This window comes from Bradyrhizobium sp. USDA 4501 (assembly GCF_054062115.1).
Window position 1 is genome coordinate 5,474,963 of sequence record NZ_JBSSEX010000001.1, and the last position, 23,603, is coordinate 5,498,565.

The 23,603-nt window shown below is 65.6% G+C and carries 25 protein-coding genes; 16 read left to right on the forward strand and 9 right to left on the reverse strand.

All coding sequences use genetic code 11. From position 1 onward, the window contains the following. Positions 1-155: 155 nt before the first annotated feature. Entirely contained in the window at positions 156-1,043 is an 888-nt protein-coding gene (locus tag ACVWZM_RS24925; RefSeq protein ID WP_057017747.1) for a LysR family transcriptional regulator, read from the forward strand. Between the two features lie 111 nt (positions 1,044-1,154). Here the strand turns inward: ACVWZM_RS24925 and ACVWZM_RS24930 are convergent, their stop codons facing one another. Both ACVWZM_RS24930 and ACVWZM_RS24935 read right to left on the reverse strand, forming a co-directional pair. Continuing rightward, complete coding sequence (locus ACVWZM_RS24930) at positions 1,155-2,717, reverse strand: glycoside hydrolase family 17 protein (protein ID WP_456856769.1); 1,563 nt, start codon at positions 2,715-2,717, stop codon at positions 1,155-1,157. A 166-nt stretch (positions 2,718-2,883) separates the two neighbouring features. Next, positions 2,884-3,537: a DNA-3-methyladenine glycosylase family protein gene (locus ACVWZM_RS24935; protein WP_456855181.1), complete on the reverse strand. Its 654-nt coding sequence runs from the start codon at positions 3,535-3,537 to the stop codon at positions 2,884-2,886. Between the two features lie 133 nt (positions 3,538-3,670). Between ACVWZM_RS24935 and gluQRS the strand changes: the two genes are divergently transcribed. Together gluQRS and ACVWZM_RS24945 are read left to right on the forward strand one after the other, a co-directional pair. Beyond that, positions 3,671-4,540, forward strand: coding sequence for a tRNA glutamyl-Q(34) synthetase GluQRS (gluQRS, locus tag ACVWZM_RS24940; protein WP_456856771.1), 870 nt, complete (start codon positions 3,671-3,673; stop codon positions 4,538-4,540). Between the two features lie 115 nt (positions 4,541-4,655). Next, positions 4,656-6,017: an ATP-binding protein gene (locus ACVWZM_RS24945; RefSeq protein WP_168857828.1), complete on the forward strand. Its 1,362-nt coding sequence runs from the start codon at positions 4,656-4,658 to the stop codon at positions 6,015-6,017. Here ACVWZM_RS24945 and ACVWZM_RS24950 read toward each other — a convergent pair. Then, positions 5,944-6,804, reverse strand: coding sequence for a YihY/virulence factor BrkB family protein (locus ACVWZM_RS24950; RefSeq protein WP_370143883.1), 861 nt, complete (start codon positions 6,802-6,804; stop codon positions 5,944-5,946). The genes ACVWZM_RS24945 and ACVWZM_RS24950 overlap by 74 nt on opposite strands. 166 nt (positions 6,805-6,970) lie before the next feature. Between ACVWZM_RS24950 and ACVWZM_RS24955 the strand changes: the two genes are divergently transcribed. The 5 genes from ACVWZM_RS24955 to ACVWZM_RS24975 all read left to right on the forward strand — a co-directional run bounded on the left by ACVWZM_RS24955 (position 6,971) and on the right by ACVWZM_RS24975 (position 10,764). Beyond that, positions 6,971-7,165 (forward strand): twin transmembrane helix small protein, encoded by a 195-nt coding sequence (locus ACVWZM_RS24955; RefSeq protein WP_028340366.1) that lies wholly within the window; start codon positions 6,971-6,973, stop codon positions 7,163-7,165. Positions 7,166-7,244: 79 nt separating this feature from the next. Further along, positions 7,245-7,817, forward strand: coding sequence for a cob(I)yrinic acid a,c-diamide adenosyltransferase (locus ACVWZM_RS24960; RefSeq protein ID WP_456778834.1), 573 nt, complete (start codon positions 7,245-7,247; stop codon positions 7,815-7,817). A gap of 117 nt (positions 7,818-7,934) precedes the next feature. Continuing rightward, a complete protein-coding gene (locus ACVWZM_RS24965; protein ID WP_016845285.1) occupies positions 7,935-8,684 on the forward strand; it encodes an electron transfer flavoprotein subunit beta/FixA family protein in 750 nt (249 codons plus the stop codon). Then, on the forward strand, positions 8,684-9,634 hold the full coding sequence (locus ACVWZM_RS24970; RefSeq protein WP_057017750.1) for an electron transfer flavoprotein subunit alpha/FixB family protein: 951 nt from the start codon (positions 8,684-8,686) through the stop codon (positions 9,632-9,634). The genes ACVWZM_RS24965 and ACVWZM_RS24970 overlap by 1 nt, the downstream gene beginning before the upstream one ends. 248 nt (positions 9,635-9,882) lie before the next feature. Continuing rightward, positions 9,883-10,764, forward strand: a complete 882-nt coding sequence (locus ACVWZM_RS24975) for a 3-hydroxybutyryl-CoA dehydrogenase (protein ID WP_076827506.1) — start codon at positions 9,883-9,885, stop codon at positions 10,762-10,764. Between the two features lie 133 nt (positions 10,765-10,897). On the opposite strand, the gene ACVWZM_RS24980 is transcribed toward ACVWZM_RS24975, so the two are convergent. After that, entirely contained in the window at positions 10,898-12,109 is a 1,212-nt protein-coding gene (locus tag ACVWZM_RS24980) for a pyridoxal phosphate-dependent aminotransferase (RefSeq protein WP_456855182.1), read from the reverse strand. 15 nt (positions 12,110-12,124) lie between these two features. Further along, a complete protein-coding gene (locus ACVWZM_RS24985) occupies positions 12,125-12,481 on the reverse strand; it encodes a tautomerase family protein (protein WP_456855183.1) in 357 nt (118 codons plus the stop codon). A 110-nt stretch (positions 12,482-12,591) separates the two neighbouring features. Here ACVWZM_RS24985 and ACVWZM_RS24990 point away from each other — a divergent pair, with 110 nt between their 5' ends. Beyond that, entirely contained in the window at positions 12,592-13,443 is an 852-nt protein-coding gene (locus ACVWZM_RS24990) for a LysR substrate-binding domain-containing protein (RefSeq protein ID WP_375166546.1), read from the forward strand. A gap of 8 nt (positions 13,444-13,451) precedes the next feature. Here the strand turns inward: ACVWZM_RS24990 and ACVWZM_RS24995 are convergent, their stop codons facing one another. Then, on the reverse strand, positions 13,452-13,709 hold the full coding sequence (locus ACVWZM_RS24995) for a hypothetical protein (protein ID WP_092080523.1): 258 nt from the start codon (positions 13,707-13,709) through the stop codon (positions 13,452-13,454). Positions 13,710-13,905: 196 nt separating this feature from the next. On the opposite strand from ACVWZM_RS24995, the gene ACVWZM_RS25000 reads away from it, so the two are divergent. The 3 genes from ACVWZM_RS25000 (at position 13,906) to ACVWZM_RS25010 (ending at position 14,969) form a co-directional block, all read left to right on the forward strand. Then, positions 13,906-14,481, forward strand: coding sequence for a DUF2975 domain-containing protein (locus ACVWZM_RS25000; protein WP_063790103.1), 576 nt, complete (start codon positions 13,906-13,908; stop codon positions 14,479-14,481). A 10-nt stretch (positions 14,482-14,491) separates the two neighbouring features. Further along, complete coding sequence (locus ACVWZM_RS25005; RefSeq protein ID WP_057017783.1) at positions 14,492-14,710, forward strand: helix-turn-helix domain-containing protein; 219 nt, start codon at positions 14,492-14,494, stop codon at positions 14,708-14,710. A gap of 70 nt (positions 14,711-14,780) precedes the next feature. Next, the gene (locus ACVWZM_RS25010; RefSeq protein ID WP_253625359.1) at positions 14,781-14,969 is read left to right on the forward strand and encodes a putative motility protein; all 189 of its coding nucleotides are present in this window, start codon (positions 14,781-14,783) and stop codon (positions 14,967-14,969) included. Here ACVWZM_RS25010 and tlpA read toward each other — a convergent pair whose 3' ends face one another. Continuing rightward, entirely contained in the window at positions 14,970-15,650 is a 681-nt protein-coding gene (gene tlpA / locus ACVWZM_RS25015; protein WP_168857833.1) for a thiol:disulfide interchange protein TlpA, read from the reverse strand. A 126-nt stretch (positions 15,651-15,776) separates the two neighbouring features. On the opposite strand from tlpA, the gene argH reads away from it, so the two are divergent. From argH to lysA, 3 genes are all read left to right on the forward strand, one after another. Beyond that, entirely contained in the window at positions 15,777-17,174 is a 1,398-nt protein-coding gene (gene argH, locus ACVWZM_RS25020) for an argininosuccinate lyase (RefSeq protein WP_057017757.1), read from the forward strand. A gap of 92 nt (positions 17,175-17,266) precedes the next feature. After that, a complete protein-coding gene (gene lptM / locus ACVWZM_RS25025; protein ID WP_057017758.1) occupies positions 17,267-17,536 on the forward strand; it encodes an LPS translocon maturation chaperone LptM in 270 nt (89 codons plus the stop codon). Between the two features lie 16 nt (positions 17,537-17,552). After that, positions 17,553-18,818 carry a diaminopimelate decarboxylase gene (gene lysA, locus ACVWZM_RS25030; protein WP_057017759.1) on the forward strand — a complete coding sequence of 422 codons (1,266 nt, stop codon included), beginning with the start codon at positions 17,553-17,555 and terminating at the stop codon, positions 18,816-18,818. A 236-nt stretch (positions 18,819-19,054) separates the two neighbouring features. Here the strand turns inward: lysA and ACVWZM_RS25035 are convergent, their stop codons facing one another. Beyond that, on the reverse strand, positions 19,055-19,966 hold the full coding sequence (locus ACVWZM_RS25035) for an NAD(P)-dependent oxidoreductase (RefSeq protein ID WP_253588807.1): 912 nt from the start codon (positions 19,964-19,966) through the stop codon (positions 19,055-19,057). Between the two features lie 198 nt (positions 19,967-20,164). Next, a complete protein-coding gene (locus ACVWZM_RS25040) occupies positions 20,165-20,548 on the reverse strand; it encodes a carboxymuconolactone decarboxylase family protein (RefSeq protein WP_018268955.1) in 384 nt (127 codons plus the stop codon). A gap of 172 nt (positions 20,549-20,720) precedes the next feature. Here ACVWZM_RS25040 and ACVWZM_RS25045 point away from each other — a divergent pair, with 172 nt between their 5' ends. Further along, complete coding sequence (locus ACVWZM_RS25045; protein WP_456855184.1) at positions 20,721-23,339, forward strand: TIGR02302 family protein; 2,619 nt, start codon at positions 20,721-20,723, stop codon at positions 23,337-23,339. Positions 23,340-23,603: the final 264 nt, after the last annotated feature.

Consider the following 23,603-nt stretch of genomic DNA (forward strand, 5'->3'; position numbering starts at 1 on the left):
CCGGCCGGCAGCCGGGGCGGATCGCGATTTATTGTGATGGCTGGAGCGGTGGCGCTCTTGGCGCGGCAATATAAGGCTGGACGGCTCGGTCATGACGTTCAATATTGAACATCGGACCGACCAGAAATGAACGATGTCGCAACAAGGGGAGCGGCATGGACTGGGAGCTTTGCAAGACATTCGTCGCGGTCGCGGAGACACGCAGCCTTGCCGGGGCGGCACGGCGGCTGCGCATCAGCCATCCCACCGTCGGCCGCAACGTCGCGGCGCTCGAGCAGCAACTCGGCACCCGCCTGTTCGCGCGTTCCAATGACGGCCTGTCGCTGACGTCGCATGGCCGCAAATTCCGCGAGCACGCCGAAGCGATGGCCGCGGCGGCCTTGCGCGCGGAGGCGGCCGCGTCCGCCACCGGTGGGCAGGCGCGCGGTGTCGTGAAGCTGTCGATCGGCGCGACGCTGGCCGCGCACTGGCTGATGCCGCGCCTCGGCCCGTTCCTGCGCGATCACGCCAACATCCAGCTCGAGATCATCACCCATCCGTTCCCGGCCAGCGTGCGCCGCCGCGAGGCCGACGTGGTGCTACGGCCGGTCGATGCGGGCGAGGAGAACCTGATCGGGCGCAAGATCGGGCGGCTCGGCACCGGCTTCTACGCTTCCCGCGACTATGCGGCAGGCCGCAAGCTGCCGGAGCGGCGGGACGAGTGGCGGGGCCACCATGTGATCGGCTTTGCCGACCAGGCCTCGAACGCGCATCTGGCGCGCTGGAGCGACGTCATCACCCGACAGGGCACGCTGGTGATGCGCTGTTCATCGCAGGGCGACATGCTCGCGGCGGCGCGGGCCGGGCTCGGGATTTGCGCGCTGTCCTGCCTGGTCGGGGCCGACTACCCCGATCTGGTGCGGGTCGCGCCGCAAAAGCTCTCGAGCCTTTCCGATCTCTGGCTGCTCGCCCATCCCGATCTGGTCGAGCTTCCCGCGGTGCGCGCCGTCATCGGCTTCGTCACCGACTGCGCGCGCGAGGATCGCGTCAGGCTGCGCGGCTAGAGCGTTTTCGAGCGAAGTGGATACCGGTTCGCGTGAAGAAAACGCGTCAAAACAAGAATCTAGAGCGCCGTTCCGATTCCATCGGAACGGGAAACGCTCTAGGTCGCGTTGTCAAGCACGCGCCCGCAACAGCGTCACCGCGAGCAGGACAAAGGCCGCGCAGGTCCATAGCGACTGCCAGTTCTCCGCCCCTTCGTTGAATCCTGTGTAGATCGCCGTTGCAATGAAAATGCCGGCAAAGATCGACTCCGCCAGTGGTCGGATTCCCTTCGTGGGAGGATTGAGCAGCGTCACGGCAGCAAAGGGCACCGCCGCCATGGTGAGAGGCGCGAAGGGAAAGTCAATGAAGCGCGGGTCGAACACGAGACCGATTGCGGTCGCCGTGCCGATCACGACGGTGATCATCAAAGCCAGTCCATGCAGGGTTGCCAGAACCGATTCAGTGTGGTGACCCTTCGGACCCAACACTTCGAAAAAGCTGGGCGGTGCGCGGCCCGACATCAGGGCGTTGGCGCTCAACACCGGCGAAGCCGTGGCCGCCACCAGCAGCGAGCCCCAGACAAGCCAGCCTCCCGTTCCGTAGCTTTCATAGACCAATCTTTGCTCGGCGACGCCAAACAGGATTCCAGCCGTGGTCGCCGATAGCGCGACCGCAAGCCATGACGCGAATGCGGGCTTTCTCGGCTTGCGGCGCAAGGTCAGCCATGCCGCGCCGAATACCAGGATCGCCAGCGCCAATCCGCTGACCATTTGCAGCTTCCAGAGCGGAAAATTGCTGACCGGCTGGCCCGGCGGATATTTCGGCATGCGCTGCTCGGAATCGAACAGGCCCCAGGAGCCGCCGACCGTGCCCTCGATCTCCCGCTTCCATCCTTCATCATAGGCCTCGAACAGGTTGACGCGGAAATGCTCGCGCCGGGCAAGATCGAGGACCTCCGAAACCACTCGCGCCTGATTGATGCGGGACGGCAGCGCGGACTCCCGCATGCGCCCCTCGCTGGGCCAGCCGATTTCTCCGATAAAGATTTCCTTGCCTGGAAAAGCCGCGGCGATCTGCCGGCGCATCTCGTCGGCGTGAGCGGCGGCATCTTCCGCCCGGATTGGAACATTTTCCCAATAGGGCAGGATGTGAACCGTGACGAAGTCGACGGCGTCAGAAAGCTCGCGATTGCTCAGCCAGAATTCCCAGACGTCGGCATAGGTGACGGGCACGGAGACCTGCGCCTTGATCGAGCGGATCGTGGCGGCAAGGTCGGAAGCCGACATTTCCTTGCGTAGCAAGACTTCGTTGCCGACCACGAGCGCGATGATGGTTTCCGGATATTCCTGGGCGAGGCGGATCGCGGTGGCGACCTGCGTTGCATTCTTCTTGCGGTCTCGATCGAGGAAGATGCCCTGGATGACCTTCAGCCCCGCCTTGGCCGCGAGTGCGGGAATCTGATCGAGACCAAGATCGGTCGCATAGGTGCGGATGCAGTCGGATATCTTCGCGAGTTGCGCGAGGTCTTCCGCGATCTGTTCCGGCGAGACCTGCGTCGCCGGCGAAAGCGATGTCTGATTGTTACGGAACGGCGCGTACGAGATGCATTGCACCTTGTCGTTCGGATCGATCGGCGCGCGCGGCAGGTCGACCGGGATGCCGAGCCACCACCACGCCGCGGCGATCGCGCCCAGGGATAACGAGAGAAGCGTCAGCGGGATACGGAAAGAAATCAGGTCCGTCTCCTTGCAATAAGGACGTGCTGCGCGTGCAAAATGGGCGAGGCCGGCAAATTGAAAAACTATATGTCTGCTGATTCTATATCACGCGATCACGCAGTTGGTGTGTTTTTCTCCACGACTACTTTGCACCGGCGATCACGCCCTCGCGATTTCTGAGCACGCGATAATATGCCCACCACAGATGCGCTGCGGCGCCGCGCAGCGGACGCCACGGCTCCGCAAGCGGCGCCATCTGCTTCGGCGTCGGCCGATCCTTCAAGCCGAGCCCGACCTTGACCGCTTCCTGCACGGCGAGGTCGCCCGCGGGCCAGGCATCGCCATGGCCGAGGCAGAACAGCAGATAGACATCGGCGGTCCACGGGCCGATCCCGGGCAGCGCCGTCAGCGTGTTGTGCGCCGCATCGGCCTCCTCATTGGCAAGGACGTCGAGGTTCAGCCGCTCCTCGGCGAGCTCGCGCGCGATGTGCTTCAGCGTCTTGATCTTGGCCGCCGACAGCCCGAGCCGGCCGAGCCGGTCGGCCCGCGCCTTGCGGATCGCGTCATGGTGGAACGGGTCGAACGCCGTGCTGACGCGCCCCCAGATCGCCGCCGCACTCGCGGTCGAGAGCTGCTGGCCGCAGATGATCGCGGCAAGCCCGGCAAATCCGGGCTCGCGCTGCCGGATCGCCGGCATGCCGGTCAGCTCCAGGATCGGGCGCAGGCGGCGGTCCTGCTCGACCAGTTTTTGGATCGCGTCTTCGAGGTCGGCCTGGGTCTCGAGGTGAATCAGCATTTGCGGGGTCTGCATCGGCTTGTCAGGCGCGGGCTTGACCCGCGCATCGATATCCTATCGTAACAGAGTCTTGTCCGGGCGCATGAACCAGAGTCGCCGGGGCAAGCCCGGCCATGACGCGTGACCGATGACCATGCCACCCGTTTTCCGCTTCGCGCCGAGTCCGAACGGCTACCTGCATCTCGGCCACGCCTATTCGGCGCTGCTCAACCACGACCTCGCGCGGCAGTCGGGCGGACGCTTGCTGCTGCGGATCGAGGACATCGACGCGACGCGCTGCCGGCCGGAATTCGAGCAGGCGATTTATGAGGATCTGGCCTGGCTCGGCATCGCCTGGGAGACCCCGGTGCGGCGGCAGTCCGAGCATTTCGCCGCCTATGGCGCGGCGCTCGACCGCCTGTCGGCCCAGCCGCTGGTCTATCCGAGCTTCGAAAGCCGGGCCGAGATCGCGCGGCTGGTCGCGGAGCGCGAGGCCGGCGGCGCGTGGCCGCGCGATCTGGACGGCGTGCCGCTTTATCCGGGGCTGGCCAAATCGCTGTCGGCCGCGGCGCGCGACCGGCTGATCGGGCAGGGTGTGCCGTTCGCGTTGCGGCTCGACATGGCCTCAGCCCGCGCGCGCGCCGGTGAGCTGCGTTGGCTGGAAGCGGGCGAGGGGCCGGCTGGCGAGAGCGGAGACGTCGTGGCCCGGCCTGAGGCCTGGGGCGACGTGATCCTGGCGCGCAAGGAGACCCCAACCAGCTACCATCTCTCGGTCGTGATCGATGACGCCCTGCAGGGCGTTACCGATGTCGTCAGGGGCGTTGACCTGTTCTGGTCGACCAGCGTGCATCGGCTGTTGCAGGAACTGCTCGGCCTGCCCGCGCCAAACTACCGGCACCACCGGCTGATCCGAGACGCGGCCGGCCAAAAGCTGTCGAAATCGACCCAGGCGACCGGACTGCGCGAATTGCGGGCGGCTGGGGCGAGCCCGGCCGATATCCGCCGCCTGGTCGGTTTGCAGTAGATTTTGGCCATTTGATCGCATCATGGCGTTTTGCGCAGGCGCGCCGTAAACGTCGCCGTGACTCCGGCCCGCCTGGCATGCCATGTTGTTGACCGGGGCGGGGATCACGGAGACCATGGCGTCAAAATCGCGCGCACGGCGCAGCAAGCGGCCTTCCAAAAGGACGCCGCCGAAGGCGCGCGCCGCCAAACCGCGTGCTGCCAAGACACGAACTGCCAAAACACGAACTGCCAAGACAGGTGCCGCCAAGACGCGAACGGCCAAGGTCCGCGCCGCCAAGGTGGCCGCCAGGCCGCGCCGCAAGCGGGCCGTGCCGAAGCCGGCCCCGAAGGCCGGTCCCGGCATGGTCGATACTGCACTTGCCGCCTTTGCCCATGAGGTGCGGACGCCGCTCACCGGAATCCTTGCGATCAGCAATCTGCTCGCGACATCCGATCTCGGCGAGCGCGAGCGGCGCTGGGTCGACACCATCAAGGCCGGCGCCGAGCATCTGGCGAGCCTTGCGACCCTGTTCGTCGACGCCGCCCGGAGCGAGGGGCCGGGGCTCGAGATCCGGCAGGATTTCTTCGACCTGCGCACGCTGGCGCGTCACGCAGCGGATTCGCTCGCCGGCCGCGCGGCGGCCAAGGGGCTGCAGGCTTCCGTCGAGGTCTCCGACCAGTTGCCTGCCTTCGCGGTCGGCGATCCCGTCCGTCTGCGCGCGGCGCTGGAAAATCTGATCGACAACGCGGTGAAGTTCACCGAGCAGGGCAGCATCGAGCTGCGTATCGTGCCGGTGGGCATGGTCAAGGCAAGGTCGGGCGACAAGATCGGCGTCGCGTTCGCGATCTCCGACAGCGGCATCGGCCTGTCGCTATCGGAGGTCAAGCGCCTTTTCCGGCCGTTCTCGCAGGCCAACGTCTCGATCGCCGCGCGGTTCGGCGGCGCCGGGCTCGGCCTGTCGTCCGTCAGGCAGCTCGCGCGCGCCATGGGCGGCGACATCGTCGCGGACCGGCGCGCCGGCGGGGGCACCACCTTCACGCTCAAGGTGGAGCTGGCGCCCGCCGAAGGGCCGGCCGGCACCGCCTCCGGCGAGAGCGCGGCGGCGCTGCTGTCGCAAGGGCTGCGGCTGCTCAGTGTCGAGGACAATCCGTTCGGCCGCGTCGTGCTCAACACGATCCTGACCGAGCTCGGCCACCACGCCGAATTCGTCGGTCAGGGCGAGGCCGCGCCCGACCGGCTCGTGCAGGGCGCCTTCGACGCCGTGCTGATGGACATGGTGCTGCCCGGCATCGGCGGCATCGAGGCGATCAAGCGCATCCGCGCGCTGCCGCCGCCGCACGGTCGCATCATGATTGTCGGGATTTCCGGCCGGGCCGAGGACGAAGCCGCGGCGCGCGCTGCAGGTGCAGACGGCTTCCTGGTCAAGCCTGTGTCCCCGCGGGCGCTCGCGACTGCGCTGCATGAAGCGACACGCCGTGCGGCAACCGCGACTTGATGATCGCCGCGTTCAACTCGCCGCCGAACACGAAGATCGCGGCGATGAAATACAGGAACACCAGTGCGATCACCACCGAGGCCAGCCCCGCATACATCGTGACGTAGTTGTTGGCGAAGCGTGCGAGGTACATGCCGAAGCCGATGCCCGAGAGCAGCGAGGCCACCATGGTGAAGATGATGCCGGGCAGGATTTGCGTGAAGCTGCGACGGCCCGCCGGCAGCCAGGCGTGCAGGATGAAGAGCGCGACGACCAGCGCCAGGATCGTGACGCCGTAGCGGGCGGTGTTGAGCAGGCTCTCGTTTGATTCGACGAAGAACGGGATATAGCGCCGCGCCGCCTCGATGATCAGCGGTCCGAGCACGATCAGGAAAGCCATCGCGAGCGAGGTGAACGCCGCGACCAGCGTGTAGCCGATCGACTCCAGCCGCAGCCAGTACCAGCGCCGCGGCTCGATCACGGCGTAGGCGCGGTTCAGCGCCACCCGCAGCGCCTCGACGCCGTTGGAGGCGAAGTAGACCGCGAGCACCGCGCCGATGGTCAGGATATCGCCGCGGGTGTTGGTCAGCACGTCGTGGATCTGGCCGGACAGCGCCTCGGCGACCTGCTGCGGCCAGACCTGCAGCATCAGCCCGACCGCCTGGTCGGCGAGTTGCTTGGAGCCGAAGAAGCCGGCCACCGAGGTCAGCACGATCAGGAACGGAAACAGCGCCATCAGCGTCGACAGCGCGATGTGGCTCGCGATCGCCCAGCCGTCGTCGGCGAGGAACGTGTAAAAGGCATCCATCACGACGTGGGTGACGTAACGAAGCTGCTTCACATTCCACCCGGCATTGTCGAAAACCGCTCGGCCCGAGAACCGACCCAGCATCTGATATTACGCGCTGAAAAGCCAGTTGGTTGCATGGCCGGGCTGTGTGGAAGTCCGCGTCCTGCGGTGTTATGTACCGCAAATGACATCTCTCCTCAGCACGATCATTCTTCCCATCGCCGTCGGCGCCGTCGCGCTGGTGCTCCTGCTCGGCCTCATCAATATGATGAAGGGCGGCTCGCCGAACACGTCGCAGAAGCTGATGCGGCTGCGCGTGCTGCTGCAGTTCGTCGCCATCGTCATCGCAATGCTCGCGGTCTGGGCGATGGGGCGCTAGGTGAGGTAGATTTGTCGGGCTATTCTCCACCTCTCCCGATCGGAGTGGTGGACTCGAACATCGAACACCGGAGCCTGCCATGGTCGTTCTCAATCGGATCTACACGCGCACCGGCGATGACGGCACCACCGCGCTCGGCTCCGGCGAGAGGCGGCCGAAATACGATCTGCGCATTGCCGCCTATGGCACGGTCGACGAGACCAATGCCGCGATCGGCGTGGTGCGGCTGCACCTTGCCGGCAGCCCCGAGGTCGATGCGATGCTGGGCCGGATCCAGAACGATCTGTTCGATCTCGGCGCCGACCTCGCGGTGCCCGAACGCGAGGGCAAGGCCGAACGTCTGCGGATGCTGGCAAGCCAGGTCGAGCGGCTCGAGCGCGATATCGACAGCCTGAACGACCAGCTCGCGCCGCTAACCTCGTTCGTGCTGCCCGGCGGCACGCCTGCCTCTGCCTATCTGCATCTCGCCCGGACGATATGTCGCCGCGCGGAACGGATGATGGTGGAACTCGCCGCCCAACCCGACGAGCCGGTCAATCAGGCTGGCATCCAGTATATGAACCGGCTGTCGGATTTCCTGTTCGTTGCCAGCCGCTTCCAGAACAGTAAGGGAGCGGGAGACGTGTTGTGGGTGCCGGGCCAGAACCGCTAAACTGGTTCAAAACCGGGGGACGGTTTTTTGGCTTTGGCGCGTTGACCGGGAGAAACGGGACCTTTAGGTTCCGCGCCAGCCAACCGAAACCCATAAAATCAAAGCGAAAGAGGATCGATGAAGGTTCTTGTGCCGGTAAAGCGGGTCGTCGACTACAACGTCAAGGTCCGCGTCAAGAGTGACGGGACGGGCGTGGAGCTCGCCAACGTCAAGATGTCGATGAACCCGTTCGACGAAATCGCCGTCGAGGAAGCGCTGCGGCTGAAAGAAGCCGGCAAGGCGACCGAAGTGGTGGTGGTGTCGATCGGACCCGCGCAGGCCTCCGAGACCATTCGCACCGGACTTGCGATGGGTGCCGACCGCGGCATCCTGGTCAAGGCCGAAGGCAATGTCGAACCGCTCGCGGTTGCCAAGATCCTGAAGGCGGTGGTCGAGGCGGAGCAGCCCGGCCTCGTCATTCTCGGCAAGCAGGCGATCGACGACGACTCGAACCAGACCGGCCAGATGCTGGCCGCGCTGCTCGGCTGGTCGCAGGCGACCTTCGCCTCCAAGCTCGAGGTCGAAGGATCCGACTTCAAGGTCACCCGCGAAGTCGACGGCGGCCTGCAGACCATCAAGCTCAAGGGCCCGGCGATCGTCACCACCGACCTGCGCCTGAACGAGCCGCGCTATGCGTCGCTGCCCAACATCATGAAGGCGAAGAAGAAGCCGATCGACGACAAGAGCGTCGCTGACTACGGCGTCGATGTGACGCCGCGTCTGGAAGTGCTGAAGACCGCGGAACCGGCAGGCCGCAAGGCGGGCGTCAAGGTCAAGGACGTCGCCGAACTCGTGAACAAGCTCAAGACCGAAGCCGGGGTTCTCTGATGACGACGCTGTTGATTGCTGAACACGACCACGAGACGCTGAAGGACGCGACCAACAAGGCGCTGACCGCGGCGAGCCAGCTCGGCGGCGATGTCCATGTGCTGGTTGCCGGTGGCGGCCAGGGCACCAAGGCGGCGGCGGAAGCAGCCGCCAAGCTTGCCGGCGTCACCAAGGTGCTGGTGGCCGAAGGCCCGGCCTATGAACACGACCTTGCCGAGCCGCTGGCCGCGCTGATCGTCGCGCTGGCTCCTGGCTATGACGCGTTCGTCGCGCCCGCGACCTCGCGCTTCAAGAATGTGATGCCGCGCGTCGCGGCCTTGCTCGACGTCATGCAGGTCTCCGAGATCATCAAGGTCGTCGCCCCCGACACCTTCGAGCGGCCGATCTATGCCGGCAACGCGATCCAGACCGTGAAGTCGAAGGACGCCAAGAAGGTGATTACGGTGCGCACCTCGACCTTCGCCGCCGCCGGCGAAGGCGGCAGCGCTGCGATCGATAACGCCGCTGCGGCCGCCGATCCCGGCCTGTCGACGTTCGTCGGCGAGGAAGTCGCCAAGAGCGACCGTCCCGAGCTGACCTCGGCCAAGATCATCGTCTCGGGCGGCCGCGCCATGCAGAGCCGCGAGAACTTCGCCAAGTACATCGAGCCGCTCGCCGACAAGCTCGGCGCCGGCGTCGGCGCCTCGCGCGCCGCGGTCGATGCCGGCTATGCGCCGAACGACTGGCAGGTCGGCCAGACCGGCAAGGTGGTGGCTCCGGAACTTTATGTCGCGGTCGGCATCTCCGGCGCGATCCAGCATCTGGCCGGCATGAAGGACTCCAAGGTGATCGTCGCCATCAACAAGGATGAGGACGCGCCGATCTTCCAGGTCGCCGATTACGGCCTGGTCGCCGACCTCTACCAGGCGGTTCCGGAGCTCACCGAAGCGCTCGGCAAGCTCGGAAAGTAAGCGACAAGACACCGGCCGGGTGGGTAAGCTCCGGCCGGTGTTATTATTTTCGAGGCAATGATCCGGAAACGTTTTTCCGAAAGGATCGTGCTCGACGGGGGAAAATGGGACCCGGGTATGATGACCTGTCATCACATCATGGTCCCGGGAAACGTTTTCTGGCGGATTGGGCAACCCGGAAGGCTTTACTTCGGGTATCGTTGGAATTGGGCAGGCGCGATGTGCGCGCCGTTCCGGTGGATGACAAGATGACGGTGGCAATCAAAAAGGTCGGCGTGATCGGTTCGGGCCAGATGGGCAATGGCATTGCCCATGTGGCGGCGCTGGCCGGCTTCGACGTGGTGCTCAATGACGTGTCCGGCGACCGGCTGAAGTCGGCGCTGGCGACCATCAACGGCAATCTGACCCGGCAGGTCGCGAAGAAGGCGATCAGCGAGAGCGACCGCAAGCAGGCGCTCGACCGCATCGCCTCCGCCGAGTCGCTCGACGCGCTCGCCGATTGCGATCTCGTGATCGAGACCGCGATCGAGAAGGAAGAGACCAAGCGCAAGATTTTCCACGAGGTCTGTGCGGTACTGAAGCCGGAGGCGATCGTCGCGACCAACTCGTCGTCGATCTCGATCACAAGGCTCGCCGCCTCGACCGACCGCCCGGAGAAGTTCATCGGCATTCATTTCATGAATCCGGTGCCGGCGATGGAACTGGTCGAGTTGATCCGCGGCATCGCCACCGACGACATGACCTTCGACACCGCCAAGGCGTTCGTCGCCAAGCTCGGCAAACAGGTCGCGGTGTCGGAAGATTTCCCCGCCTTCATCGTCAACCGCATCCTGTTGCCGATGATCAACGAGGCGATCTACACGCTGTATGAAGGCGTCGGTAACGTCGAGGCGATCGATGCCGCGATGAAGCTCGGCGCGCACCATCCGATGGGCCCGCTCGAGCTCGCCGATTTCATCGGCCTCGACACCTGTCTGTCGATCATGCAGGTGCTGCACGAGGGGCTGGCCGACTCCAAGTACCGGCCGTGTCCGCTGCTGGTGAAGTATGTCGAGGCCGGTTGGCTCGGACGCAAGAGCCAGCGCGGCTTCTACGACTATCGCGGCGACAAGCCGATCCCGACGCGGTAATCGTCGCGTCTTCAGATCAGTGCCCGCAGCAGCGCAAGCGTCGCGGGCACCAGACCGACAATCATCGTCACACCCGTTCCAAGTCCGAGCAGATGTGCTGTCAGCGCGAGGCGCGGGGTCCGTCCGTGAGGCGTCATTGCAGTGCCGCGCAGGCGCGCTTCAGCCGCCTTGCGGCCTCCTCGATGGTCGATGACGGGTTGGCGAAGCTGAGGCGGATATAGGGCGACAGCCCGAGATCCTCGCCGGGAAACACTGCCACGTCGGCCGCCTCGAGCAGATAGGCCGAGAAATCGCGGTCGGTCCGGATCACTCTGCCGTCGGGCGCGCGCTTGCCGATTATGCCGGCGCAGGCGACCAGCAGATAGAACGTGCCTTCCGGCGGTGTGCAGGACAGCCCGGCGCATTCGTTCACGAGTTCGGCAAAGCGGTCACGCTTGGCGCGCAGGATGGCGGCACGCGCAAGCAGCACATCCTGCGCGCCGTCGAGCGCGGCAATTGCCGCGGCCTGGCTGATCGACGACGCGCCGGACGTGGTCTGCGACTGGATCGTGATCATCGCGCGGATCAGCGCCGCGGGTCCGGCGGCATAGCCGATGCGCCATCCCATCATGGCGTAGCTCTTGGCGAGGCCACTGACGGTCAGCGTCCGCGGCTTCAGGCGCGGCTCGATTTCCGCAAGCGTCGGCGCCGGAGATCCGTTGAACACGATGTGCTCGTAGAGCCCGTCGGCCAGCACCCAGATGTCCGTATGCCGTAGCAGGACCGTGGCGATCTCGGACAGATCATCACGCGAATACAGCGCGCCGGATGGGTTGACCGGATTGTTGACGATGATCCAGCGGGTTCGCGCCGAGATCGCCGCCTGCAAATCCTCCGCGCGCAGCTTGAAGCCTTTGTTCTGCGCGCACGGCACCACCACCGGCGCCGCACCGGCCAGCCGTACCTGATCGAGATAGGGCGCCCAATAGGGCGCGGGGATGATGACCTCGTCGTCGGGCGCCAGGGTCGCCAGCAGCGCGTTGAACAGCGCCTGCGTCGAGCCGTTGGTGATGACGATCTCGTCCGGGCCGTAGTCGAGATGATGGTCGCGCAGCAGCGCGGCCTGCACCGCCCGCTTCAGTTCCGGCGTGCCGTCGACATCGGTGTAACGGGTTTCGCCGCGCAATGCGGCTGCATGCGCCGCTGCGATCACATGGTCCGGTGTCGGGAAGTCCAGATTGCCCGACGACAGCTCGATGATGTCGCGCCCGGCAGCTCGCAGTTCGCGGGCGCGGCGGCGCAGCACTGATGCGGGCGATGCCGTGATGCCGCTCATGCGCGGTGAGAGAAGCGGTGCAGCGGTCATCGGACGTATTGCGCCTCACCGTTGCCAGTTCTCGGGGAGCACCTCGACAAGGTTGATGAAGATGTCCTCGGCGCGCAGGCCGGGGCTTTCGGTCAGCCGTTCCGCGATCCGTCGATAGAGCTTCTGCTTCTGCGCCACCGGGCGGGTATTGCTGACAGTAATCTGGATGATGATCAGATCATCGCGGCGCCTGATGCCGAGATAGTCGGCACCATAGAGGAAATCATCGTCATCGTGCTCGGAGATTGTCATGAAGCGATCGCCTTCCGGCACGTCGAAGGTCTCGCGCATGGCGCGATAAAGGCTTTCGAGAACGGCCTTGCGGTAGGCGGCGGGCTTGCCCCGTCGCAATGAAACGCGGGTCAGCGGCATGATGGTGGCTCTCCTGGTGGCGTGACGTGCCGCCGATCCTAGAGGCTCCTTGTTCATTGAAAAACGGTATGATAAAGCATTTCAATGATTTCATATTTAAATGAATGACCATGAAGGCGCTCGACCTCGAGGCGGTCCAGGCGTTCGTCCTGGTGGCCGATCTCAGCAGCTTCACGCGCGCGGCGCAGGCGATGGAGACCACGCAGTCCGCGGTCAGCCTGAAGATCAGGCGTCTGGAAGACGGCCTCGGCCGACGGTTGCTGGAGCGAACGCCGCGGCTGGTTCGGCTGTCAGCTGAAGGTGCCGCCTTCCTCGGCGCCGCGCGCAATCTGGTGGCCGCGCATCAATCGGCGATCAACTCGTTTGCCGTCGAGCATCGGCGGCTGGTCGTCGGCATCAGCCACCACATCGTCGGCTCGGAGCTCGCCTCGCTGCTGAAGCGGATGAACAGCACCGATCCCGGGCTGGTGATCCAGCTGCACGTCGACACGTCGCGTTCGGTGCTTAGCGCATTCGACGACGGCAGGCTCGATGCTGCGATCGTGCTCCGCCACGACGCCAAGCGCCGCGATGGCGACGTGCTGTTCGAAGAGCCGTTCGGCTGGATGGCCGCACCCGATTTTCACCATCGACCGGGCGAGCCGTTGCGCCTCGCGACGCAAGCCGAGCCGTGCAGCGTGCGTGCCATGGCGGTCGAAGCGCTCGACGCCGCCGGCATCGCCTGGACCGAGGCATTCGTCGGCGGCGGGTTGTCGACGATCGGAGCTGCGATCTCCGCTGGCCTTGCGGTCGCGGCGCTGGCGCGCCGGGTGGCGCCGGCGGACACCGTCGATCTCGGGCCGCGGCTTGGCCTGCCGCCATTGCCGTCCCGCGACGTCATGCTTCACTCAAAACTGTCCGATGCGCGGACACGGCAGGCGCTGCGCACCCTCGGCGCCGCCTTCGCGGCGAACGCGGCCTGAGCGGCTGTTCATTCTGTCAGACGGCAGCCGGCGCGCTTGAGCATGTCGCGGATGATCAGCGGCGTTGCCGGTGTCTCGGTCGCAGCGGTGGTTGCCGCGCCGGCGATCGCGTCACGGGCCTGCTGGGCGTCGAGCGTCAGCCGTCGGGCGCAGGGTGGCACGCCGTGCGCTGCATCGAGCAGCCAGCCGGTGGTTTCGCCGGCGCCGGCCAGATAGGCCGTCAGGGCCTGCCGCGCGGTCGGATTGGTGGCGGCCTGATCCAGCATGGCCCTGACTTGCGCGACGGAGATTTGCCCACGCGATGTCGAGGGTTGAGCGTGCGCGGCTGTCGTCAACAGGAGGAGGGCGCAGATGGCGCGGCTCGGGCGGTTCAGCATGAATTGGCCTTTCGATGTATGTTGACTTGCAGATATTAATTATCGTAAAACAATAATATAAGGTCAACAACCATCAAGGTCGAGCATGTCCGCGTCCCTCTCGTCAGAGCTTTCCCGATCCGCACGGCCAACGCGCCTCGAACGCATCCGCGCGGTCAGCCGCGTGCTCGCCTACGCCTGCATCGGCATTTCGCTCCTGCTTGCTGTTGGATTGCTGGCCTATTGGGTGGCGAGCCCGGATCAAGCGATCCTGCGCGACGCCGGGCTGACCGGCATCGCGTTCCATCCTGTCGGCTGGCTGGTGCGGCTGATGGGCCTCGCGGTCTCGGCGTTGCCGCTCGCCGGTCTGATCTGGGGATTGTCGCGCGTGCGCGGCTGCTTCAATGCGTTCGCGCAGGGGCGCTTCTTCACGGCCGACAACGTGGCGAGGTTGCGCGACCTTGCGATCGCGATGCTGGTTTCGACCTTGCTCAAGCCGTTGATCGGCGCGCTGCTCTCGATCCTGCTGAGCTGGCAAACCTACGCGCAGGGCAAATCCATCGTCGTCGCGTTCGGGTCCGACACGCTACTCGCGTTGCTGTTCGCCGGCCTGGTCGCGGTCACGGCCTGGGTGATGGCCGAGGCCAATGCGATCGCCGATGAGCACGCGCAATTCGTCTGAGGCATTCGCGATGCCGATCCGGGTCAGGCTGAATGTGATGCTCGCCGAGCGCAACGTGAAATCGAAGGAGCTTGCCGAATATGTCGGGATCACCGAGGCCAACCTGTCCCTGCTCAAGCAGGGCAAGGTGAAGGGTGTCCGCTTCGATACGCTGGAGCGGATCTGCACTTACCTGAAGTGCCAGCCCGGCGACCTCTTGCGCCATGAAGCGGACGATGCGTCAGCCTGACGCGGCCATCGATTACCCAAGCATTAACTTTCGCGCGTTACCTCAAACCCCAGTTTTGGGAGTGCCGCGTATGGACATGATGAGCATGGTCACCAGCATCCTGTCGATGCAGCAGGGTAGTCTGCAGGGTGAGATCGCAACCCGCGTGACCAAGCAGAACCTCGACGCCGAGAAGTTCGCGGTTCAGACCCTGCTCGGCACGCCTTCCACCGCGAATTTGTCGCCCGGCATCGGCGACAACCTCGACACCGTCGCCTGATCAGAACCCGGCTGCGGCTGGCTGCAGCGCGGCCTTCACCAGCTTGATCGCGTCGTCGCTCGCCCATTCGGCGGGACCGGCGATATTGGCGATTTCGCAGCCCTTGCCGTCGACCAGCACCGAGGTCGGCATGCCCAGCGCCTTGCCTATGTTCTTAAGATCCTGAAAAACCTTGGCTTTCTGATCCGAAAAATAGCCGAGACTGGTCAGATTGGCCTCTTTCAGGAAGTTTTTCGGCTTGTCCGGGTCGCGGGTGTCGATGTTGATCGCGACCACCTCGAAATCCTTGCCGCCGAGCTTGGTCTGCAGGCTGTCGAGCGCCGGCATTTCCTTGCGGCAGGGCACGCACCAGGTCGCCCACAAATTGACCAGCACGGTCTTGCCGCGCCAGTCCGAGAGCTTCTTCGGCTGGCCGTTGGCGTCCTCGAAGGTCAGGTCGGGCAGCATCAAGGGGGTGGTCGCCATGGTCAGCGCCGCGACCTCGCCGTGGGCAAGCGGGGCGATCTTCTTCGCAAGAGCCACCGCGCTGTTGCAGGCGATATCGCCGCCCGCGGGATGCTTGAGGCTGGAGACCCCCGCATAGCCGATCACAGCCCCGGCCAGCACGGCGCCGATCACCAGCGGGATGCGCCACTTGGCGGTCGGCCTGGCGGTCGGGTTGGGTTGGGTCGTCTCGGGCATATCGTTTGTCATCCTGGGTCGATGTGGCTAAGCAGTGCCGGGAATACGACCGGAACTGCGGTGCTGTTTCGCCGCCTCCGGCCATGAAACCGCAAGGCTGAAATACGAATTCGTGAGCGAGATGTCATGAGCAACAAGATGTGGGGCGGCCGCTTCTCGGAACGTCCCGACGCGATCATGGAGGAAATCAACGTCTCCATCGACGTCGATCGTCACCTTTATGCCCAGGACATTGCCGCGTCCAAGGCCCACGCCGCGATGCTCGCTGCGCAGGGCATCATCACGTCCGCTGATGCGAAAAATATCGGCAAAGGTCTAGACACGATTTTGTCAGAGATCGGCAAGGGCGATTTCGATTTCAAGCGCGCGCTCGAGGACATTCATATGAATGTCGAGTCGCGGTTGTCCGAATTGATCGGGCCCGCGGCGGGCCGGCTGCACACCGCGCGCTCCCGCAACGACCAGGTCGCGACCGATTTCCGGCTTTATGTCCGCGACACCATCGATGAGACCAATGCGGCGCTGGCCGCGTTCCAGCAGGCGCTGGTCGCCCGCGCGCTGGAGCATGCCGGCACGGTGATGCCGGGCTTCACCCATCTGCAGACCGCGCAGCCCGTGACCTTCGGTCATCATCTCCTAGCCTATGTCGAGATGGCCAGCCGCGACCGCGGCCGCTTCGCCGACGCGCGCAAGCGGTTGAACGAATCGCCGCTGGGCGCGGCCGCGCTCGCCGGGACCTCGTTTCCGATCGACCGCGCCACGACCGCAAAGGCGCTCGGCTTCGACCGTCCGATGGCCAATTCGCTCGACGCGGTATCCGACCGCGATTTCGTGCTGGAGACGCTGTCGGCGGCCGCGATCTGCGCAGTGCATATGTCGCGCTTCGCCGAGGAGATCGTGATCTGGACCTCGCCCTTGGTCGGCCTCGTCAAGCTCAGCGACAAGTTCACCACCGGCTCGTCGATCATGCCGCAGAAGCGCAATCCGGACGCGGCCGAGCTGGTGCGTGCCAAGACCGGCCGCGTGATCGGCGCGCTCACCGCGCTGCTGATCGTGATGAAGGGCCTGCCGCTCGCCTATCAAAAGGACATGCAGGAGGACAAGCAGGGCGCGATGGAGGCTTTCGAGGCGCTGTCACTGGCAATTCGCGCCATGACAGGCATGGTCGAGGACCTGGTGCCGGACGAGGCCAGGATGAAGGCCGCCGCCGGCGAGGGCTATGCCACCGCGACCGACCTCGCCGACTGGCTGGTCCGCACCCTGAAAATGCCGTTCCGTGACGCCCACCACGTTACCGGGCGCATCGTCGGCCTGGCATCGAAGCAGGGTGTGGCGCTGCACGAGCTGCCGCTCAAGGCCATGCAGGAGGTTGAGCCGAAGATCACGGCCGACGCGCTGAGGGTGCTCAGCGTCGAATCCTCTGTGCAGAGCCGGACCTCGTTTGGCGGCACGGCGCCGAAGAATGTGATGGCGCAGGCCAAGGCCTGGGCCAAGCGGCTGGAAAAAGAGCGAAAATTGGGCTGAACCGGAAAATTTGGCCGTGATTTCATGGCGCTCCGCCTCTCGCCAGAGCACGCCAATGTTTGTATGGTGCCGCCCGAATTGGGGAATTCGTCGTGATTAGCAAGAACCGCCTGACCCCCTCGGGATGGGCCATCATTGTGCTGGGCGTATCCGCGCTGGCGCTCGGCGGCTGCGGCCGCAAGGGACCGCTCGACCTGCCGCCGACCGCGAACGTCGCGCCGGGCGCGGCACCGAGCGACACCGAGAGCGAGCGGGCGGCGCAGCCCAGCGTGTTCAATCCGACCTATGGCTCGGAGGCCGCGCCGGCCGCGCCGCGAGGCAATAAACGGCCCTTCCTCCTCGATCCGCTGCTCGGCAATTAGTATTTAAAAGCGTGTCATGAACCATTTCGACTATCGCAACGGCGTGCTGCATGCCGAGGCGGTCAATCTCATTGAGCTGGCGGAGGCCGTCGGCACGCCGTTCTATTGCTATTCGACCGCGACGCTGGAGCGTCACTACCGCGTCTTCACCGAAGCCTTCGCCGGCGAGAAGGCGCTGGTCTGCTACGCCATGAAGGCGAACTCCAATCAGTCGGTGCTGCGCACGCTGGCCAAGCTCGGCGCCGGCGCCGACGTGGTATCCGGCGGCGAGTTGAAGCGGGCTCTGGCGGCCGGCATTCCGCCCTCGAAGATCGTGTTCTCCGGGGTCGGCAAGACCGAAGGCGAGCTGCGCGCCGCGCTCGCAACTGACATCCTCTGCATCAATATCGAGTCCGAGCCGGAGCTCGAGATGCTGTCGCGTCTCGCGGTCGAGATGAAGAAGACGGCCCGCATCTCGGTGCGGGTCAATCCCGATGTCGATGCCGGCACCCATGCCAAGATCTCGACCGGCAAGTCCGAGAACAAGTTCGGCATTCCGATCGCCCGCGCCCGCGAGGTCTATGCCCGCGCGGCAAAGCTGCCGGGCATCAAGGTCACCGGTACCGATGTGCATATCGGCAGCCAGATCACCGATCTCGGCCCGCTGGAGGTCGCTTTCCGGCTGCTCGCCGAATTCGTGCAGACGCTGCGCGCCGACGGCCACGACATCTCGCATATCGATTTCGGCGGCGGCCTCGGCATCCCCTACTACATGGATCGCGCCGCGCCGCCGGCGCCGGACGCCTATGCGGCGATGGTCAAGCGCGTCACGCACAATCTCGGCTGCACGCTGATGTTCGAGCCGGGACGCATGATCGTCGGCAATGCCGGCATCCTCGTCACCCGCGTGATCCATGTGAAGCCGGGCGATGCCAAGAACTTCGTCATCATCGACGCGGCGATGAACGACCTGATCCGGCCGACGCTGTACGAAGCGCATCACGACATTCTGCCGGTGCGCCAGCCCGCGCCCGGCACCCCGACCATGGTCGCGGATGTAGTCGGCCCGGTCTGCGAGACCGGCGATTACCTCGCGCTCGATCGCGCGCTGCCGCAGCCGAAGGCCGGCGATCTGCTGGCGATCATGACCGCCGGCGCCTACGGCGCGGTGCAGTCCGGCACCTACAACACGCGGCCTCTGGTGCCCGAAGTGCTGGTCAAAGACGACCAGTACGCCGTGGTCCGCCCGCGCATCGACGTCGACGCCCTGATCGCGATGGACAAGCCGGCGCCGTGGCTGTGATGGCCGGTGTCGCGCTTCACTAACGGTGTTGTCCCTGCCTAGTGCGCAATTGCGCACGGGAGCAGGGACCCATAACCACCGCTCCTGATTGTTGTCCTGAGCTGGGGCCGCAGCTCAGCTAAACCACGAAGTGCTGTGGTGATGGGTCCCGGGTCGCGCGGAGCCTGTCATCGGGCGGCGCTTCGCGCCGACCCGTTGGCTTGCCCGGGACGACAGCGTTTATTTCGGCGAGAGCGTTACTTCGCGGCGTGCGCGCCGCCCTTGCCGCCGCCGACGATCACGCCCGCGGCCTTCTCGATCGGCTTGATCGCCGCGGTGAAGTCCGACTCCGGTCCCTCGTCGCGGATGATGACTTCCCAGAGCCGGCCGACCGCCTCGGCGACTTCCATCGACAGCCCGAGCGCGCGCATTTCCTCGACCGCAAGCCGCACGTCCTTCACCATCAAGCCGGTGGCGAAGCCGAAGTCGAAGCTGCGCGGCAAGACCGAGCGCGGAAACTTGTCGCGGCTCGCGGTGTTCAGCCCGGAGCCGGCATTGATGACGTCGATCATCACGGCCGGATCGAGCCCGGACTTGACGCCCATCACAACAGCCTCCGAGGTCGCCACCATCGCGGTCGCCGACAGGAAGTTGTTGGCGAGCTTCATGGTCTGGCCGGAGCCCGGCTTGGTGCCGATGAAGAACACCTTGCCGATGACGTCGAGCGCGCCCTTCACCAGTTCGAAATCGGCGCGCGGGCCCGACACCATCACTGCCAGCGTGCCCTTCTCGGCGCCGGCGACGCCGCCGGAGACCGGGCTGTCGATCTGCACGATGTTCTTCTTGGCCAACAGCTCGTGGATCTTCACCGCCATCCGCGAGCCGACGGTGGAGAGGTCGATGAAGCGTTTGACGCGCGTGCCCTCGATCACGCCGCCCGCGCCGGTCGCCACCTCGAGTGAGGCCTGCAGCGAGGGCAGGCTCGCCATCACGGTCTCGACGCGGTCGGCGATGTCCTTGGGCGAGGTTGCGGCCACCGCGCCGAGTGCGACCAGCCTGTCGAGCGCGTCCTTGCTGGTGTCGAACACGGTGAGCTTGTGGCCGGCCTCGATCAGCCGGCGTGCCATCGGGAAGCCCATCTTCCCGAGGCCGATGAATCCGATTTCCATGAGTCGTTTCCTCTATGTCGTTGTGCGCGATATGCGCGCCTCCCACACGATGTCGTCTCTGCGAAAGCAGGGACCCATAACCCCAGGACTAAGTTGTTTGGTGCAGTCGGGGCCACAGCCGTCGTAACCACGACGACCTGTGGTTATGGGTCCCGGCTCGCGCTTCGCTTGGCCGGGACGACAACGAGTGGAGCTCGCTCACGCCTTGTTGTCGAGTTCGGCGAACACCTCGCGCGCGATGCGGAAGCTGTCGACGCCGGCGGGGATGCCGGCATAGATCGAGACCTGCATGAAGATCTCGCGGATTTCGTCGCGGGATACGCCGTTGGTCAGCGCGCCCTTGATGTGGGCCTTCAATTCGTGCGGCCGGTTCAGGATCGAGATCATGGCGAGGTTGAGCATGCTGCGGGTCTTGCGCGGCAGTTCCTCGCGGCCCCAGACCGCGCCCCAACAATATTCGGTGACCAGTTCCTGGAATGGTTTGTTGAAGCTGTCCGAATTCTTCAGCGCATTGTTGACATAGGCTTCGCCCAGCACCGCCTTGCGGATTTCGAGCCCCTTGTCGTGCGTTTTTTGGTCCATATCGCGTTCCTCATGCGTTAATGCGATGGTTCGGCCGGGACGTTACGGGGTCGAACCGCCGCAGTCACGCCTTCGTGTTATGCGTATTTCCCGGTGTGGGTTACTGCCTGGAACGGGTGCCTCAAAGCCGCCGCCGTGCTAGGCTGACCTGCCGGCTACCCCGGAGATTTTATTGAGCGGAGCCAACATCGACCCCTCTGACCCGTCACGCGCCGTCCGCGACAGCGATGCGATCGCGCGGCTGAAACTGACAGAGGCTCTGCAGCGGGCAAGGTTCGCGATTGGGTGGGAACGGGCTTGGCCGCATCTGGCCCGGTTCCTGACGGTCGCAGGATTGTTCCTGGTCGCGTCCTGGGCCGGGTTGTGGCTGGTGCTGCCGTTTGTCGCACGCGTGGCCGGTGCCGGCCTGTTCGCGATTGCCGCGCTCGCGGCGCTGTCGCCGCTGGTGCGCTTCCGCTGGCCGAGCCGCGAGGAGGGCCTGAGCCGGCTCGACCGCGGCGCCGGCATTCGCCATCGTCCGGCGACCACGCTCTCCGACACGCTCACCAACAAGGACCCGTTTGCGCTGGCGCTGTGGCAGGCGCAGCGCGAGCGCACGCTGGCCTCGATCAAGCGCATCCGCGCCGGGCTGCCGCGGCCGCGCGTGTCGCTGCACGACCCCTGGGCGCTGCGCGCGCTGGTCATCGTGATGCTGGTCGCGAGCTATGTCGCCGCCGGCGACGAGCGCGGCCTGCGGGTCGCCTCCGCATTCGACTGGAACGGCATCATGGCGCCGGCCAATATCCGGGTCGATGCCTGGGTGACGCCGCCCAACTACACCGGCAAGCCGCCGATCATTCTGTCCAACGCCAACAAGGACGCCAACGCGGCGGACACCACCCCGCTCGCGGTTCCGGCCGGCAGCACGCTCCTGGTGCGCTCCAGCGGCGGCAGCATCGACGTCGTCGTCGGTGGCGGTGTTACCGAGGTCGCGCCGGACGGGCAGGCGCCCAGGGGCACCAACGAGCGGCATTTCAAGATCACCGGCGACGGCACCGCGCATGTCCGTGCGCCGGCCGGCCAGCCGCAGTGGAAATTCACCGCGACGCCGGACCGCCCGCCGTCGATTGCGCTCGCCAAGGATCCGGAGCGGCAGGCGCGCGGCGCGCTGCAGATGTCCTACCGGCTCGAGGACGATTACGGCGTCAGCGAAGCGCGCGCGCAATTCGCGGTGCGGCCGACCGATGCGCCGAAGGAGGCTGACGGCAAGAAGGATGCCGACGGCAAGGCGGCGCAACCACGGCCGTTGTTCGAGCCGCCGCAATTCGCGCTGGTGCTGCCGAATGCGCGCACCCGCAACGGCGTCGGCCAGACCGTGAAGGACCTCAGTGAGGATCCCTATGCCGGCGCCGACGTGACCTTGACGCTGACGGCCAAGGACGAGGCCGGCAATGAGGGCAAGAGCGAGCCGTTCAACATGCGGCTGCCGGAGCGCCTGTTCACCAAGCCGCTGGCGCGCGCGCTGATCGAGCAGCGCCGTATCCTGGCGCTCGACGCCAACCAGAACGGCCAGGTGTTCGCCGCGCTCGAGGCGCTGATGATCGCGCCCGAAATGTTCATGCCGGAGACCGGCTATTACCTTGGCCTGCACACCGTGAGCCGGCAGCTTGAGGCGGCGCGCACCGACGACCAATTGCGCGAGGTGGTCGCCAGCCTGTGGTCGCTCGCCGTCACCATCGAGGACGGCAATATCTCGGACGTCGACAAGGCGCTGCGCGCGGCGCAGGACGCGCTCAAGCAGGCGCTCGAGCGCGGCGCGACCGACGAGGAGATCAAGAAGCTCACCGACAATCTGCGCGCCGCGCTGGACAATTTCCTCCGCCAGATGGTCGAGCAGTTCCGCAACAATCCGCAGCAGCTCGCCCGGCCGCTCGATCCCAATGCCAAGGTGCTGAGCCAGCAGGATCTCAAGAACATGCTCGATCGCATGGAGCGGCTGTCACGCTCCGGCGACAAGGATGCGGCGCGGCAGCTGCTCGAGCAGATGCAGCAGATGCTGGAAAACCTGCAAATGGCGCAGCCCAATCAGGGCGACGACGACATGCAGCAGTCGCTCAACGAGCTCGGCGACATGATCCGCAAGCAGCAGCAATTGCGCGACAAGACCTTCAAGCAGGGCCAGGATTCCCGCCGCGACCGCATGCGCGGCAAGCAGGGCGAGCAGTCGATGGGCGACCTGCAGCAGGACCAGCAGGCGCTGCGCGACCGCTTGAAGAAGCTGCAGGAAGAACTCGCCAAGCGCGGCATGGGACCGGACCAGCGCGGCCAGAAGGGCCAGAAAGGCCAGGGTCAGAAGGGCGACCAGGCGCAGCCGGGCGATCAAGGCGGCGACCAGGGCGATGACGGCGATGACGGGCTCGACCAGGCCGATTCCGCGATGGGCGATGCCTCCGGGCGGCTCGGCGAGGGCAATGCCGACGGCGCGGTGGATTCGCAGGGCCGTGCGCTGGATGCGCTGCGCAAGGGCGCCCAGAGCCTCGCCGACGCGATGCAGCAGGGCGATGGCGACCAGCCGGGCGACAACCCCGGCAACCGCGCCGGCCGCCAGCAGAGCGGCGGCAACCAGACCGATCCGCTCGGCCGCCCGTTGCATGGCCGGGAATTCGGCGACGACTACACGGTGAAGATCCCCGGCGAGATCGACGTGCAGCGCGTCCGCCGCATCCTCGAAGAGCTGCGCCGCCGCCTCGCCGATCCGTCGCGGCCGCAGATCGAGCTCGACTACATCGAGCGGCTGCTGAAGGATTATTGAGCGCCTCGTCCTTCGACTGTCGTCATCCGTGAAAGCTCGTGCCTACTCACTAGACATCGGCGCTTTGAATCGAACGGCCACGGCGACCTGTATGCCGCGCTTCCACTGGAATGACGCGGAATCTGCACGACGGTCGTAAGCCAGCGGACGTCAGCTTCTGCGGGCTACGCGCCCCGTATTCCAATCGGTGCGATCGGGACCGGGTGTCGTCCGCCCGTTGCGCACAATTTTCCTAAAATTGTCGGGTTCCCGTTGGTGCGCATT

Coding starts and splice junctions, on each gene's coding strand:
- gluQRS (WP_456856771.1), top strand. CDS start 3,671: ATGCCACCCGTTTTCCGCTTCGCGCCGAGTCCGAACGGCTACCTGCAT.
- ACVWZM_RS24975 (WP_076827506.1), top strand. CDS start 9,883: ATGACGGTGGCAATCAAAAAGGTCGGCGTGATCGGTTCGGGCCAGATG.
- ACVWZM_RS25040 (WP_018268955.1), bottom strand. CDS start 20,548: ATGGACCAAAAAACGCACGACAAGGGGCTCGAAATCCGCAAGGCGGTG.
- ACVWZM_RS24945 (WP_168857828.1), top strand. CDS start 4,656: ATGGCGTCAAAATCGCGCGCACGGCGCAGCAAGCGGCCTTCCAAAAGG.
- ACVWZM_RS25035 (WP_253588807.1), bottom strand. CDS start 19,966: ATGGAAATCGGATTCATCGGCCTCGGGAAGATGGGCTTCCCGATGGCA.
- ACVWZM_RS24980 (WP_456855182.1), bottom strand. CDS start 12,109: ATGACCGCTGCACCGCTTCTCTCACCGCGCATGAGCGGCATCACGGCA.
- ACVWZM_RS24955 (WP_028340366.1), top strand. CDS start 6,971: ATGACATCTCTCCTCAGCACGATCATTCTTCCCATCGCCGTCGGCGCC.
- ACVWZM_RS24970 (WP_057017750.1), top strand. CDS start 8,684: ATGACGACGCTGTTGATTGCTGAACACGACCACGAGACGCTGAAGGAC.
- ACVWZM_RS24925 (WP_057017747.1), top strand. CDS start 156: ATGGACTGGGAGCTTTGCAAGACATTCGTCGCGGTCGCGGAGACACGC.
- ACVWZM_RS25000 (WP_063790103.1), top strand. CDS start 13,906: ATGTCCGCGTCCCTCTCGTCAGAGCTTTCCCGATCCGCACGGCCAACG.
- argH (WP_057017757.1), top strand. CDS start 15,777: ATGAGCAACAAGATGTGGGGCGGCCGCTTCTCGGAACGTCCCGACGCG.
- tlpA (WP_168857833.1), bottom strand. CDS start 15,650: ATGCCCGAGACGACCCAACCCAACCCGACCGCCAGGCCGACCGCCAAG.
- ACVWZM_RS24985 (WP_456855183.1), bottom strand. CDS start 12,481: ATGCCGCTGACCCGCGTTTCATTGCGACGGGGCAAGCCCGCCGCCTAC.
- ACVWZM_RS24960 (WP_456778834.1), top strand. CDS start 7,245: ATGGTCGTTCTCAATCGGATCTACACGCGCACCGGCGATGACGGCACC.
- ACVWZM_RS24995 (WP_092080523.1), bottom strand. CDS start 13,709: ATGCTGGATCAGGCCGCCACCAATCCGACCGCGCGGCAGGCCCTGACG.
- ACVWZM_RS25005 (WP_057017783.1), top strand. CDS start 14,492: ATGCCGATCCGGGTCAGGCTGAATGTGATGCTCGCCGAGCGCAACGTG.
- ACVWZM_RS24965 (WP_016845285.1), top strand. CDS start 7,935: ATGAAGGTTCTTGTGCCGGTAAAGCGGGTCGTCGACTACAACGTCAAG.
- ACVWZM_RS24990 (WP_375166546.1), top strand. CDS start 12,592: ATGAAGGCGCTCGACCTCGAGGCGGTCCAGGCGTTCGTCCTGGTGGCC.
- lysA (WP_057017759.1), top strand. CDS start 17,553: ATGAACCATTTCGACTATCGCAACGGCGTGCTGCATGCCGAGGCGGTC.
- ACVWZM_RS24950 (WP_370143883.1), bottom strand. CDS start 6,804: ATGGATGCCTTTTACACGTTCCTCGCCGACGACGGCTGGGCGATCGCG.
- ACVWZM_RS24935 (WP_456855181.1), bottom strand. CDS start 3,537: ATGCTGATTCACCTCGAGACCCAGGCCGACCTCGAAGACGCGATCCAA.
- ACVWZM_RS25010 (WP_253625359.1), top strand. CDS start 14,781: ATGGACATGATGAGCATGGTCACCAGCATCCTGTCGATGCAGCAGGGT.